This is a genomic window from Paenibacillus sp. FSL L8-0708, assembly GCF_038009325.1.
Classification (GTDB): Bacteria; Bacillota; Bacilli; order Paenibacillales; family Paenibacillaceae; genus Paenibacillus_AQ; species Paenibacillus_AQ odorifer.
The window spans coordinates 3,602,363-3,615,878 of sequence record NZ_JBBPBC010000001.1; the positions used below are offsets into that span (position 1 = coordinate 3,602,363).

15 protein-coding genes are annotated in these 13,516 nt (G+C 42.1%); 11 read left to right on the forward strand and 4 right to left on the reverse strand.

Annotation, left to right across the window (positions count from 1 at the left end):
• Nucleotides 1–49 precede the first annotated feature (49 nt).
• From NYE58_RS17265 to NYE58_RS17305, 9 genes are all read left to right on the forward strand, one after another.
• The gene (locus NYE58_RS17265; protein ID WP_076129330.1) at nt 50–919 is read left to right on the forward strand and encodes a cation diffusion facilitator family transporter; all 870 of its coding nucleotides are present in this window, start codon (nt 50–52) and stop codon (nt 917–919) included.
• A gap of 135 nt (nt 920–1,054) precedes the next feature.
• The gene (locus tag NYE58_RS17270; RefSeq protein WP_051491008.1) at nt 1,055–1,465 is read left to right on the forward strand and encodes a bacteriohemerythrin; all 411 of its coding nucleotides are present in this window, start codon (nt 1,055–1,057) and stop codon (nt 1,463–1,465) included.
• Between the two features lie 152 nt (nt 1,466–1,617).
• The gene (locus NYE58_RS17275) at nt 1,618–2,811 is read left to right on the forward strand and encodes a metallophosphoesterase (protein WP_341002458.1); all 1,194 of its coding nucleotides are present in this window, start codon (nt 1,618–1,620) and stop codon (nt 2,809–2,811) included.
• Nucleotides 2,812–2,953: 142 nt separating this feature from the next.
• Entirely contained in the window at nt 2,954–3,403 is a 450-nt protein-coding gene (locus NYE58_RS17280; protein ID WP_076129332.1) for a MarR family winged helix-turn-helix transcriptional regulator, read from the forward strand.
• A 17-nt stretch (nt 3,404–3,420) separates the two neighbouring features.
• Nucleotides 3,421–4,227: an NAD(P)H-binding protein gene (locus NYE58_RS17285; RefSeq protein WP_341002459.1), complete on the forward strand. Its 807-nt coding sequence runs from the start codon at nt 3,421–3,423 to the stop codon at nt 4,225–4,227.
• Between the two features lie 71 nt (nt 4,228–4,298).
• Entirely contained in the window at nt 4,299–4,976 is a 678-nt protein-coding gene (locus NYE58_RS17290) for a response regulator transcription factor (protein ID WP_076129334.1), read from the forward strand.
• A 71-nt stretch (nt 4,977–5,047) separates the two neighbouring features.
• Nucleotides 5,048–6,349 (forward strand): sensor histidine kinase, encoded by a 1,302-nt coding sequence (locus tag NYE58_RS17295; RefSeq protein ID WP_341002462.1) that lies wholly within the window; start codon nt 5,048–5,050, stop codon nt 6,347–6,349.
• A 123-nt stretch (nt 6,350–6,472) separates the two neighbouring features.
• Complete coding sequence (locus NYE58_RS17300; protein ID WP_341002463.1) at nt 6,473–7,537, forward strand: ABC transporter permease; 1,065 nt, start codon at nt 6,473–6,475, stop codon at nt 7,535–7,537.
• The gene (locus NYE58_RS17305) at nt 7,534–8,217 is read left to right on the forward strand and encodes an ABC transporter ATP-binding protein (RefSeq protein WP_076129337.1); all 684 of its coding nucleotides are present in this window, start codon (nt 7,534–7,536) and stop codon (nt 8,215–8,217) included. Before NYE58_RS17300 ends, NYE58_RS17305 begins: the two co-directional genes overlap by 4 nt.
• A gap of 24 nt (nt 8,218–8,241) precedes the next feature.
• Here NYE58_RS17305 and NYE58_RS17310 read toward each other — a convergent pair whose 3' ends face one another.
• The 4 genes from NYE58_RS17310 to NYE58_RS17325 are packed head-to-tail and all read right to left on the reverse strand — an operon-like array spanning nt 8,242 to nt 11,383.
• On the reverse strand, nt 8,242–9,132 hold the full coding sequence (locus NYE58_RS17310; protein WP_036678189.1) for a LysR family transcriptional regulator: 891 nt from the start codon (nt 9,130–9,132) through the stop codon (nt 8,242–8,244).
• Between the two features lie 22 nt (nt 9,133–9,154).
• Complete coding sequence (locus NYE58_RS17315; RefSeq protein WP_341002464.1) at nt 9,155–10,009, reverse strand: SDR family oxidoreductase; 855 nt, start codon at nt 10,007–10,009, stop codon at nt 9,155–9,157.
• Nucleotides 10,010–10,043: 34 nt separating this feature from the next.
• Nucleotides 10,044–10,520 carry a GNAT family N-acetyltransferase gene (locus NYE58_RS17320; protein ID WP_076219696.1) on the reverse strand — a complete coding sequence of 159 codons (477 nt, stop codon included), beginning with the start codon at nt 10,518–10,520 and terminating at the stop codon, nt 10,044–10,046.
• Nucleotides 10,521–10,549: 29 nt separating this feature from the next.
• The gene (locus NYE58_RS17325; RefSeq protein WP_341002465.1) at nt 10,550–11,383 is read right to left on the reverse strand and encodes an AraC family transcriptional regulator; all 834 of its coding nucleotides are present in this window, start codon (nt 11,381–11,383) and stop codon (nt 10,550–10,552) included.
• A gap of 157 nt (nt 11,384–11,540) precedes the next feature.
• On the opposite strand from NYE58_RS17325, the gene NYE58_RS17330 reads away from it, so the two are divergent.
• Together NYE58_RS17330 and NYE58_RS17335 are read left to right on the forward strand one after the other, a co-directional pair.
• Nucleotides 11,541–12,704: a Gfo/Idh/MocA family protein gene (locus tag NYE58_RS17330; RefSeq protein ID WP_341002466.1), complete on the forward strand. Its 1,164-nt coding sequence runs from the start codon at nt 11,541–11,543 to the stop codon at nt 12,702–12,704.
• Nucleotides 12,705–12,729: 25 nt separating this feature from the next.
• Nucleotides 12,730–13,491: a sugar phosphate isomerase/epimerase family protein gene (locus NYE58_RS17335; RefSeq protein ID WP_076219693.1), complete on the forward strand. Its 762-nt coding sequence runs from the start codon at nt 12,730–12,732 to the stop codon at nt 13,489–13,491.
• Nucleotides 13,492–13,516: the final 25 nt, after the last annotated feature.

The window sequence follows — 13,516 nt, forward strand, 5'->3', positions numbered from 1 at the left end:
ATTCTCAAAGTGTAGTATAGAACAATACTATTCTTTGGGGGTTCTTTTTTTGGAAACTTATAACGACATTAAACAAGGCGAAAAAGGAGCTTGGCTAAGCATCGTTGCTTATATCTTTTTATCAGCTATCAAGCTGTTCATAGGTACGGTCTCAGGATCTCAAGCGTTGCTTGCAGATGGATTGAATAACAGTACAGATATTATTGCTTCTATCGCGGTACTAATTGGCCTGAAGATTTCCAGAAGACCGCCGGATTCGAACCACAGCTACGGGCATTTTAGAGCGGAGACCGTGGCTTCATTAATTGCTTCATTCATTATGATTGCGGTAGGGCTTCAAGTTTTGTACCAAGCTGTGAACAAATTTATTCAACCAGCACTGGAAAGTCCTGATCTCATAGCGGCGTGGACGGCAGTGGGCTGTGCTGTAGTTATGATGGCTGTCTATATGTATAATATTAGGCTGGCCCGTGCCATTAACAGTAACGCAATGCGGGCAGTAGCACTGGATAATCGATCAGATGCTATAGTTAGCGTGGGCGCTTTTATCGGAATTGTGGCTTCCTCCTTGGGCGTTCCTTGGCTTGACCCGCTTACAGCCATCATTGTCGGACTAATTATCTGTAAGACGGCATGGGATATCTTTAGCAAAGCTACGCATGATCTGACGGACGGATTTGATGCGGAAGAGCTTGAACATATGAAAGAAACTGTGGCAGAAATTGATGGTGTACAATCCATAAAAGATATCAAAGCCCGTATCCATGGGAATAACGTATTAGTAGACACAACTGTGCTAGTGGATTCTCAGCTAAGTGTAGTGCAGAGTCATGATATTACGGAAGAAATTGAAGAACAGTTAAAAGACCGGCACCAAGTTTCCAATGTACTTGTACATATCGAACCCGTGATGAAGTAGAGATTTATCAGTAGGTGCCATATGTACAGCTAATGGTTGAATATAAGCACCTGTGATGTTGTTAATAGTTCTTTTGTGGAGAAAGGTGGAAAATAAAATTAAAATGTAATTTTCAAGAAACGGAATGGTGATTTCATGATCGCTTGGAAAGATTCATATGATATCGGTGTAGAAAAAATTGACTGCCAGCACAGACAGTTGTTAGCGAAATTGAACGAATTCTTTGAAGCATGCAGTAATCAGCAAGGGAAAGAAAAGATTGAGGAAACACTGAAATTCTTAAAAGAATACACGATTGAACATTTCAGTAATGAAGAGCAACTGATGGAGGAGATCAACTTCCCTGAACTAGCTGAACATCGTCAGACGCATGCTGATTTCGTGAAGGCAGTTCTCGAATTGGAAGAAACGGTCAAAACAAAGGGAGTATCCGTACTCTCAACCATCAAGCTTAATCGAACGTTAACAGACTGGCTGATAAATCACATCAATAAATGCGATAAGCTGATTGGTCAATGTATGGCCACACGTGATAAAGCGATATAAGATAAACCTCCAAAGAAGATGCCGATGGGCATTTTCTTTTTTTAGTTCCGATGTTTTCCGAACACCGCATTGCAGTTTATACTGGGTTAACGGTTTGTGTTATGATTTGAGATAAGAAGTAGAGAAGTAGTTAGGTAAAGGGGAGAGAAACGATGAAAACATTACGAATGTTAGCTTCAGGATTTGCTATGCTGCTCATTCTGGGTCTTGTTAATTTCTACATTGGCTATCACGGCTGGTTACTTATTCATGAATGGTTTTCAGGTGTTTCGTCAGCAGTATTCTGGACATTATTTATGCTGATCGCTTTTGCGTATGTCATTGGAATGATCCCATGGCCAAAATCGGTTAAACCGATCGCCAGATTCTTTAAAGTGATTGGATCGTATTATTTAGCGTGTATGGAATTTGCAATCATTATGTTACCTTTGGCAGACCTATTATATGTGATACTGGGATGGTCAGGAATCAATCGTACCTATTACATTGCAGAAGCGGGCGGGACAATTCTGATATTACTGGCAGTCTTTCTGGTCTGGGGTTCAATCAACGCCTGGAGTACCGTGATCCGCACACATTCCATACCTATTGATAAATCTATTGGCACCAGCACGCCATTAACGATCGCGGTTGCTTCAGACCTGCACTTAGGGAATATCGTGGGCAATCGTCATCTCAAAAAAATGGTGGCACAAATGAACGCGATGCAACCCGATGTGATTTTGCTGGCTGGAGATGTCTTGGATGACAGCATTGAACCTTTTATCCGCAATAGTATGAGTGAACAGATTAAACAGTTAAAAGCTCGTTATGGTGTCTACGCAGTACTGGGCAATCACGAATATTATGGTGGATCAATTAAGGAATATACCGATTTGATGAGTAGTATTGGGATCAAGGTCCTGCAAGATGAGGTTGAAGAAGTCGCAGGAACGTATATTGTAGGCCGAAAAGACAAGACAGCCGAGACGATGGAAGCTGGTGGCAGACAAAGTGTAAGCACCTTGCTCGAAGGACTTGATCTTACACGTCCTGTGATTATGATGGATCATCAGCCTACAGGCTTCGACGTAGCCGCTCAAGCTGGGGTAGACGTTCTACTCTCGGGTCATACGCACCGAGGACAGATTGCTCCTAATCACTGGATCACTAAACGTTTGTTCGAGCTGGACTGGGGATATCTTCGTAAGGACAATTTGCATGTAGTGGTGTCGTCAGGATATGGAACATGGGGACCCCCAATTCGTTTAGCTAGCCGGTCGGAGATCATTAAGCTGGAGGTTATGCTGGAGGGTTCTAAAAAATACAGTGAAGAGCCTCTTTCCACAAAAACGGTGTTAATCTAAGGTGAGTTTATTTAGAGGCTGTTTCATCAGCAGATTTATTCTGCCAGGTGAGGCAGCTTCTTTTTTTTTGACAACTCATGGGGAGTGTAGTATGTTTAAAATTAGTTAAGGGCTTAACTATATTGGAGCTGAATTATAGAATATGGATCATTTACAACAGTTTGTGCTGAATCAGCCATTGCATACCAAAGCATTTTTTACATTAGTTGAAGCTACTGCAAATTTAGTTTCTGTTTCTGAGAAATATTGGCAGTCGAAAGGATTGAATGGAGCAAGAATTCGTATCTTGGTGGAGATCTCTAAACAGGGAGGTGCGATTCTGCCTTCTACATTGGCTCACATTATTGGAGTTACCAAAGCTAATATAAGCATGCTGTTAACACCATTGGAGCGAGATGGATTAATAACCCGTTCGAATGATACCAAGGATGGCAGAAAAAGCGTCATTTCGATTACGACTGAAGGCCAGCAATTACTTCTGGAGCATCTTCCAGAGAATCGTCAGGCTGTCGCAGAGAGAATGAAGAATCTGAATGATCAGGAGCTTCATCAACTTATCTTTTTATTACAAAAACTGAGTACATTCGAATAACAGAAAGGGTGTTATGTATGTCGATTATGGTTACAGGAGCCACAGGTCAATTAGGCAGCTTAATTATGGAGAAGCTTGAGAAGTACGTTCCGGCTAGTCAAGTTATTGCTTGTGTTCGTCAGCCAGAGAAAGCTGTTAATTATTTAGAAAAAGGGTTCGAAGTCCGTTTTGGCGATTATGACCAGTTAGATACGCTAATTGAAGCTTTTACTGGGGTCACAACGTTACTTTTAATCTCCAGCTCTCATACCGATGATAAGATCAGATTACATCAGCATGCTCAGGTCATTCATGCAGCAAAAAAAACCAATGTGAAGCATCTGCTTTATACTGGATTTGCCTTTCCACCCAAAGGTCCGATTCCTTCTTATCATGTCCATTTACTAACTGAGCAGATGATTCTTGAATCAGGGATAGATTATACGTTTCTACGTAACGCTTTGTACATAGATTTTGTGGGTGTGCTTGGGTTGAAGGAAGCGATGGAAAGCGGCGAGCTACCCACCTATCCAGGGAACTGGCAGTTTAATTCAGTCACTCGTGAGGACCTCGCTTTAGCTACGGCAAAGGTTCTTACAACGAATGGACATATAAACCAAGTCTACGAACTAGCTGCACCAAATGTTTGGGACTTCAACGAATTAGTTGATGTATTATCAGAGTTATCAGGGAAAAAAATTACGTTTCGCCAGGATTCAAGTATTCAGCATTGGATTTATTCGTTTTTAGCGAAGATAGATACTGCTTCTACATCAAAAGATCTGGAGAGACTGATGGAGCGGCCGGTTACCACACTTAGAGAGAGTATCAAGCCTTTTGTTTGATCTGACTTTAGTTGTTCTATCGTTATAAAGTTGTTACTATGAGTTCATCCATTATTCAGGGAGTGTAAATGATGAAGAAGATTTTAGTAGCAGATGACGATGTGAATATTCGAACATTATTAAAACATGTACTAACAAGGGAAGGATATCAGGTGATGGAGGCCAGTGATGGCCGAGATGCGATACATAAATTGCAGGACAGTATTGCGGATTTAGCGGTCGTAGATGTAATGATGCCACATGTAGATGGGTTAGAGCTATGTCAGCATATTAGAGAAACGTATGATATTCCGATCATTTTATTGACAGCACGCCAGCAGCTGAGTGATAAAGAGCAAGGTTATTTGCGGGGGACGGATGATTATCTAACGAAACCTTTTGAGCCTGAAGAGTTGCTATTTCGGATCAAAGCGTTATTTCGCCGCTATTCCATTGCTTCAGATGATCGGATTCGATTAAATTCTCTAGTTATTGACCGCAAAAATTATGAAATAACCGATGGTGATGAGGTTCTGCTGCTACCGGTAAAAGAGTTTGAGCTTCTGGCTCAACTCGCACAATATCCAGGCAGGTTATATACACGTAGTGAGTTAATTGAACTGGTATGGGGCATGGATTATGAAGGGGATGAGCGAACAGTCGATGTACATATCAAACGATTGCGTCAGCGCTTCGTAGATTATCAGGAAGATTTTGTGATCCGAACCGTTCGAGGCATTGGCTATAAATTGGAGATGGTTAACGTATGAGATCCTTGTATGTCCGGATGTGTATTGTCTTCTGTTCAGTAATTGTGGTGAGTAGCCTTCTTGGATTTTTGGTGTCTAATATTTACTATCAAGCCCAGATTAAATCTCAGAACGATGCCAAACTTACCGGAATGGCTATCGAGGTTCAACAATTCGCAGAATCACATCCGGAGACAATGGAGGATTATTTGCGGAGTATAGCCAAGCTGGGTTATAAAATCTATTTAACAGATGCTGAAGGGGAATCAAGATTCTACGGGAAGCCCTTTAGAAAAGAAGATTTGGATGAGCAGCAACTAGAGAAGGTTCTGAATGGGCAAATTTATCATGGGGTTGCGGATTTCCCGGACAGTGCATTTATTACCGGATTTTTTGATAATCAACTGCGTAATTCAATTGGTGTTCCTGTAAAAGTAAACAATGAGACGTATGCTTTGTTTATGCGTCCGGATGCTGAAGTACAATTCGGTGAGCTGCGCGTCTTTTTTGCTGTGATCATTGGGTTCACCGTGTTGTTTAGCTTAGGCTTTGTAATGATTAGCGTACTGCATGTAGTTAGACCTATTACACGTTTGACGACGGCCACTAAACGGATCTCAAAAGGCAGATACGATATCAAATTGAATACGTGGCGGCGTGATGAGATTGGTCAGTTAGCTTCCCATTTTATGATTATGAGCCGGGAGCTGGAACGAACAAATCGGGCACGTCAGGAATTTGTCGCTAATGTATCACATGAAATTGAGTCGCCATTAACATCTATTCAGGGATTTGCCCAAGCGTTACAAGATTCAACCTTACCTGAGGATGAACGGTTACAGTATCTCAATATCATTGACCAAGAAAGCCATCGTCTTTCATTGCTAAGCAAACAGCTGCTTACCTTGTCTTCGCTTGATTATGATCCTAATTCCATACAGAAAAAGTCGACAGACTTACGTGCACAACTAAGACAGGTCGTACAAATCATGGAATGGAGATTAACAGAGAAACAACTGGCCGTGCGTTTGAATCTTGCAGATATCAGCGTTCTAGGTGATCCAAATCTATTGTTCCAGGTATGGATGAACCTGCTCTCCAACGCCATAAAATACACACCTGCTGAGGGTTCCATTATGATTTCCGCGAAGCTAATGGAACAGAACTGTATTGTTTCTGTGTCTGATACGGGTGAAGGTATTTCAGCCGAGGAGTTACCGTTAATCTTTGATCGTTTCTATAAAGTAGATCGAGCACGAACACATGAAACCCATAGCAGCGGACTTGGACTTGCGATTTCTCAAAAAATCGTAGAAGCGCATAACGGAACCATTGAAGTAACCAGTACTTTGGGTGAAGGGACTACCTTTACAGTTACACTTCCGCTTTTGTAATTCATTATTCATACTCCGTTCATTTTCATCTTCTAAACTGTGACTATACAGATTAGAAGGAGTGGTAATATGTTTTTAGCCTTAAGGGAAATGCGACATTCTAAAGCCAGATACCTATTAATTATGGTTATCATGTTATTGGTTTCCTTTCTTGTACTTTTCGTCACGGGACTAGCCAGAGGATTAGCTTATGCAAATATCTCTGCAGTAGAGAACATGCCGGCGAATTATTTTGTAGTGCAAGGTGATGCGGATCAGACCTTTAGACGTTCTCAGTTAACAGATACGGAGCTCCAGAATGTACGTGCAGTAGTTGGAGACAATAATGCATCTTCACTTGCAATGCAGATGAGCACTGTCACTGCTAACGAGGCAGACGTAAAAGCAGATATTACTTTTTTTGCAGTAGATATGAATGGGTTATTAGCTCCTAAAGTAGTTGAAGGTGACAAGATTACAAACGAGACAAACGGTAAAGTCCTTGTTGATCGTGACCTGGAACAGTCAGGAATCAAACTTGGCAGTATCATTCGTGATCAGGCAACCGGGATGGAATTTACTGTCGCAGGTTTTGTTGAGGATAGCTCTTACAGTCATACCCCAGTAGTTTATATCAACAATCAGGATTGGCAAGCTATGAAGCAGGGGGTTAACCAAGGAGAAGAAACCTCTTCGTCGGTACCGTTTAATGTGATTGCCCTTAATGCGAATGCTGATCAAGTAAATAAGATTTCAACGAATGTAAAAGATGTAGAGGTCATTACGCAAAAAGTAGCTATATCCAATGTTCCGGGCTACTCGGCAGAGCAGGGTTCACTGCTAATGATGATTGTTTTCCTGTTTGTGATCGCAGCGTTTGTTCTGGCGGTATTCTTCTATGTCATTACGATTCAGAAAACTAGCCAGTTTGGTATTCTGAAGGCGATGGGTACTAAAATGTCTTACTTGGCTTGGAGCGTGGTAGGGCAGGTCATGATTTTAGCTATATCAAGTCTTTGCATTAGCTTACTGCTTACCTTTGGGATGAATAAGGTCCTGCCAGATTCGATGCCATTCCAACTGGAGCCTTCCACCATTCTTTTAACCAGCTGTTTATTCGTTGGGATGTCTCTTTTAGGATCACTAATTTCTGTCGCTAAAGTGGCAAAAGTAGATGCATTAGAAGCTATTGGGAGGGCTGGAGCATGAGTGCGAAACTAATCATGAAGCAAGTAACCAAAAACTACGGTGATGGCGATACAACGGTGTCTGTGCTGAACAATTTGAATCTGATCGTTAATGAAGGGGAATTCGTTGCTGTCCTTGGACCTTCGGGAACAGGGAAAAGTACATTCCTTTCAGCGGCTGGTGCACTTCTAACACCTACTAGTGGTGAAATTTTTATAGATGGGGAATCACTTACAGATAAAAGTAAAAGTGAGCTGACGGAGCTCCGTTTAGAGAAGATAGGTTTTATGTTCCAAAGCGCTCAGTTGTTGCCTTATTTGAAGGTGGAGGAGCAACTCCTTTTTGTAGCCAAGCAGGCGAAAATGAGTGCTAAGGAAGCGAAGGAACGGGCTGCTGATTTGATGAAGCGGCTGGATATCTGGAAACGGCGTAATCATTATCCGGAACAGCTCTCCGGTGGGGAGAAGCAGCGTGTAGCTATCGCTAGAGCGTGGATGAATAAACCAGCGATTCTCTTTGCAGACGAGCCGACAGCCAGTCTGGACTTCAAACGCGGAAGAGAAGTTGTACGAATGATCGCTGATGAGGTGAAGAGTGAAGGTAAAGCAGCGGTAATGGTCACTCATGATGAACGGATGCTCGAATGGTGTGACCGGGTTCTGCATCTGGAAGACGGGCATTTGGTTGAACATCAAGTATAATTTCATAGTGTGGAAGAAAAAAAGCTACTTGTCTTTTCTAAAGACAAGTAGCTTTTTTATAAAGACATCGGTAGCTAAGGAAGAAGAACATTCTTGATGTCGGATGATTGAGAATTGCCTTTCCAGATGATGTTGCCTGATTGGCAGCTCTTTGATCTCACCGCTTTCTAGTTCCTTCCGTACAATCCATCTGGAGAGCATGGCGATTCCGAGGCCAGAGGCCACAGCTTCTTTAACACCTTGAGAGCTGTTGAAGACATAGGATCTTTTAACAGAAATATCTTCCTCCTGTAGGAAATGATCACTGAAAGCTCGTGTACCTGAGCCGTGTTCGCGAAGCACCCAAACCTGATCCTGCAACATACTCTGCTCCACAGAAATCGCTTTTGACAGAGGGTGGGTAGCAGGAGCGACCATAATCATCTCGTCTTTCATATAAGGAGTGACATTCAGATCATTCTCATGGACCTCACCTTCAATAAACCCTATGTCCAGTTCGTTGGATTTAACGCCTCCAATAATCTCCTCAGTATTGCCTATCGTCACTTGCAGCTTGACCTGCGGATATTGATTGGCAAAATCAGCAAGTCTTGCCGGCAAAATATATTCACCTATAGTAAAACTAGCGCCGATATGTATACTCCCAGTGACTTCGTCCTGAAGCATATGGATTTCCTGACTTGCTTCATCGAAATGAGCCAATATTTGTTTGGCGTGTTTATAAAGAATACTGCCCGCTTCTGTTAATCTAACCTGTTTAGAAGAACGATGCAGGAGTTTAGCACCGAGCTCATTCTCAAGATTCCGGATATGCAGACTGACACCGGGTTGAGATAAATTCAGCGCTTCTCCTGCTTTGGAAAAATGACTCAGTTCAGCTACAGTAACGAATACGCGTAATGGATCTACAATCATTGTAATCCCTCATTAGATTAGTCTATACTCCCGAATAAGCCAAGAATCCACCGTCAACGGGGACGGTAACTCCGGTCACAAAGCTGGACATTGCTTCATCTGCTAACCAGAGTAGTGTGCCAAGCAGATCCTCCGGCTTTCCAAAGCGGCGCATTGGAGTATGAGAGATGATTTTTTGGGAACGGTCTGTAAGCTCGCCATCTTCACGAACCAACAGCTTCTCATTTTGTTTAGTAAGGAAAAAGCCAGGGGCAATGGCATTCACACGTATACCAGACTCAGCGAAATGAACGGAGAGCCACTGGGTGAGATTATTAATTCCTGCTTTGGCAGCGCTGTAGGCAGGTACTTTGGTCATTGGAGAAGGTGCACTCATGGATGAAATATTAATAACAGATGTGCCCGTTCTGCCGAGCATCTGCTTGGCAAAAACTTGGGTTGGAATCAATGTTCCAATCAGATTTAGGTCCATCACATTGCGAAATCCATCTACACTAAGGTCAAAAAAAGTGAATATGTCCGGGTTCTCCAGGTCATCATTTTTGAAAATCTCTTGGGTCGTATTTGCTGAGGAATCATTTCCGCCAGCACCGTTAATTAATAGATCGCAAGGACCCCAGTGATTCTTAACAGCTTCTGCGGCTTTCATAACACTCTGTTGATCTGTAACATCACAGGAGAGTGAAATCGCTTGACCGCCTGCGGCTGTAATTTCAGCGGCAACCAAATCTCCCTTAGCTGCGGTGCGATTTAGAATCGCGACTTTAGCTCCTTGCCGACCTAACTCTAGCGCCATAACCCGGCATAATACACCGGCTCCTCCGGTAATCACAGCGATTTTTCCTTCTAATGCTGGATGTAAATTTAATTCTAGCATAACCATTGAACCTCCCTAAAAGTCCTGAGTGTGATTAAAGTTCCTTATCAAGTACATGCTGTGATTTTTTTTGCGAAAATCCTATATGATTATAGAACTGTACAGCATCTTCTCTGGTTTGATTGGTACGTACTCTAATTTTGCTAAACCCTGTTTGGATTGCCCATCGTTCACAGGTTTCTACAAGCTGTCTGCCAATTCCTTCTCCGCGGCAAGTCTGATCAACAACAAGACCTCCGATTTCAATAAATGAAGGAGATTCAAGTAAGATTCGAACGGTCGCATGTATCCATCCTACCAATTGGTGATTTGATTCAGCTACATATACAGTATGATCTTTGTGTGTTCCGATTTCTTGTAGTCTTTCTCCTAATTGTTCGATATTCAAAGGATATCCAAGCTGGCTTGAGAGTCTTGCTATCTCTTGAATGTCGCTTATAGATGCTGTTCTGATAAGAATATCGTTCACCACCTCAAAATTGTAGGTTAGAGCCTTTTTATTATAGTTCATCACATAGATTAGGACATTCCCTAATAAATTTACTTAGTGCTGTTACGATAGGCAGAAGGGGAGATTCCTATTGTCTTTTTGAAATATTTAGAGAAATGGGCTAATTCCATACTTACTTGCTCCGCGATATCTGAAATGCTGAAATTGCTATAAGAAAGCTGTCTTTTAGCATGCTCCATTCTTTTCAATTGTACATAATGCATGGGGGGAACCCCTATAAATTTCTTGAAGTAGGGGATGAAATAGTTCGGATGTAAGTGGACAATTTCTGCTAACTCTTCTATTTCTATGGGTTTATCCAGCCGCTCATCAATATATTGAAGCACATAGGCGAGCTTTCCTTGATCCCCCGTATGTATAAATTCTTGCATAAAGTCTGTTTTGATATTTTCGTTCGATTCAAGACAAGTAGCAATTAGATTGAGGACGTTTGCCTGAGTACGCAGAATGGACAATACATCATCTTTTTGAAACTGTTCGATCATTTCTGTGAAAATAACCCGTACGGAATCTGAGTTGGGCGCATCACAGATAAACAGTTTGTTTGCCGAATGGAATAAGGGCCACTCCCCAATATCAGCATCAAAATGGCAGAAATAGCGTGTATAGGGATCATTCATTGACGTCTCTGTAGTTTGAGTGCTTCCTGCGGGCATGATCATTAGCTGACCTGCTCTCGGATAATAAGTAACACCGTTAATGATAACTTTTCCCTCACCGCGGTCAATATAATACAGCCGATTAAAGGTTGGAGTTTCCAACGTACGATTCCACCCGCTATATCCGCTTCTAAGTTGGGCATGGGTCACTTTTACGGTAAGATTCTGGAGGAATCTGCCGGTAAGGTTACCTGGATTATTCATCATCTAGCTCCTCTATGACTTGATTATCCTTATTATAACGAATTAATTTAACTAAATCATCTTATTATTATGCAAATAATGCTTAGTTTCGCTCATGTTCATGTCTATTAATTAAGTATATTCTCATAACATAACCTCAAATAGGGAAGTGATCTGATTGAATAAAGTACGGTATGGCATTATTGGAATTGGGAATATGGGGAGTGCACATGCACAAAGTCTGTTGAATCATATTAAAGATGCTGAGCTTGCAGCTGTATGTGATGTAAGGGAAGAACGTTTGAAATGGGCAGAAGAGCATTTACCGGAAAGTGTACAGAAATTTGCAACACCCCAAGAGTTATATGAGTCTCATCTCATAGATGCAGTATTAATCTGTACTCCACATTATGATCATCCAACTTTAGCTATCGAGGCTTTTCAATATGGATATCATGTATTGGTTGAGAAACCGGCTGGGGTCTATACCAAAGCTGTTAAGCAGATGAACAAAGCTGCAGCAAAGTCTGATCGTAAATTCGGAATCATGTATAACCAGCGGACGAATCCTTTGTATCAAAAGCTTAGGGATCTCATACAGTCTGGTGAACTAGGCGAAATCCGCCGCACAAATTGGATTATCACCAACTGGTACAGATCACAAAGTTACTATAACTCCGGTGGTTGGCGGGCTACATGGGCAGGCGAAGGTGGTGGGGTGTTGCTGAATCAAGATCCTCATCAACTAGATTTATGGCAGTGGACGACAGGTATGATGCCTAAGCGGATCAGAGCATTTTGTCATTTTGGTAAATACCGCAATATTGAGGTTGAAGACGATGTAACCGCTTATGTGGAATATGAAAATGGTGCGACAGGGCTTTTTATCACCACAACAGGTGAAGCACCGGGAACTAACCGTTTCGAAATTACTGGTGATCATGGAAAAATCGTAGTGGAAGACGGGAAATTAACCTTTTGGCGTCTACGCACGCCGGAGCCGCAATTCAATGCAGAGTTTACGGGAGGATTCGGCAGTCCAGAATGTTGGAAATGTGAGATTCCTGTAGAAGAGGGTGGCGGGGAACAGCATAAAGGAATTTTGCGGAACTTTACGAATGCCATTCTACACGATGAGAAATTGTTAGCTCCGGGTGAGGAAGGCATTCACGGTCTAACGCTATCTAATGGGATGTATTTATCGGCTTGGACCGACGATTGGGTGGAGTTACCGATTGATGAAGATTTATTTTATGAGAAGCTCATGGAAAAGGTGGAGAATTCTAACTTCAACAAAGAAACCACAGCCGCCCAAACCTTTGATGTTAAGGGAACTCATTAAATTTTAATCAGAGAGGAAAGATCCTATGAATCGTTCAACCATTGCTGCTCAAATGTACACATTACGTGATTTTACTAAAACTGCGGAGGATTTAAGATCCACTTTTCAAAAGGTCTCTGCTATGGGTTATGAAGCTATTCAGATTTCAGGCATCGGGCCAATCGATCCGAAGCTCGTTAAAGAGTATGCGGATGAAGCAGGTCTGGCAATATGTGCAACCCATGTGTCTTGGGATCGGCTAGTGAGCGATTTGGATGCTTTAGCCGCTGAACATAAGCTGTGGAACTGCAAAAATATTGGACTAGGAAGTTTACCGGAAAAATTCCGTACGGGGCAAGAAGGTTACCGTGAATTCGCCAAGCTGATGTCAGGCATTGCAGTTACACTAAAAGAACAACATGATCTGCAATTTGTTTATCATAATCACGATTTTGAATTTGAACGGTTTGATGGATTGACTGGCATGGAAATTCTGCTCACTGAGTCTGATCCTGCCGTTGGTTTTGAGCTGGATTTATATTGGGTTCAAGCGGGCGGAGGGAGTCCAGCCGAATGGATACGCAAAGTTGCAGGTCGAATGCAGGTTGTGCATTTAAAAGATATGGCGATTGTTAATAGAAAACAGATTTTTGCTGAAATCGGTGAAGGGAATATGAACTATAAAGAAATTATCAATGTCTGTCGCGAAACGGGTGTTGAATGGTTCGTAGTGGAGCAGGATGTTTGCCGCCGTGATCCTTTTGAAAGCTTGGAGATCAGTCTGCGGTATCTTCTTGATACCTTATAGAATGGAGTAATACTAATAGAAGGAG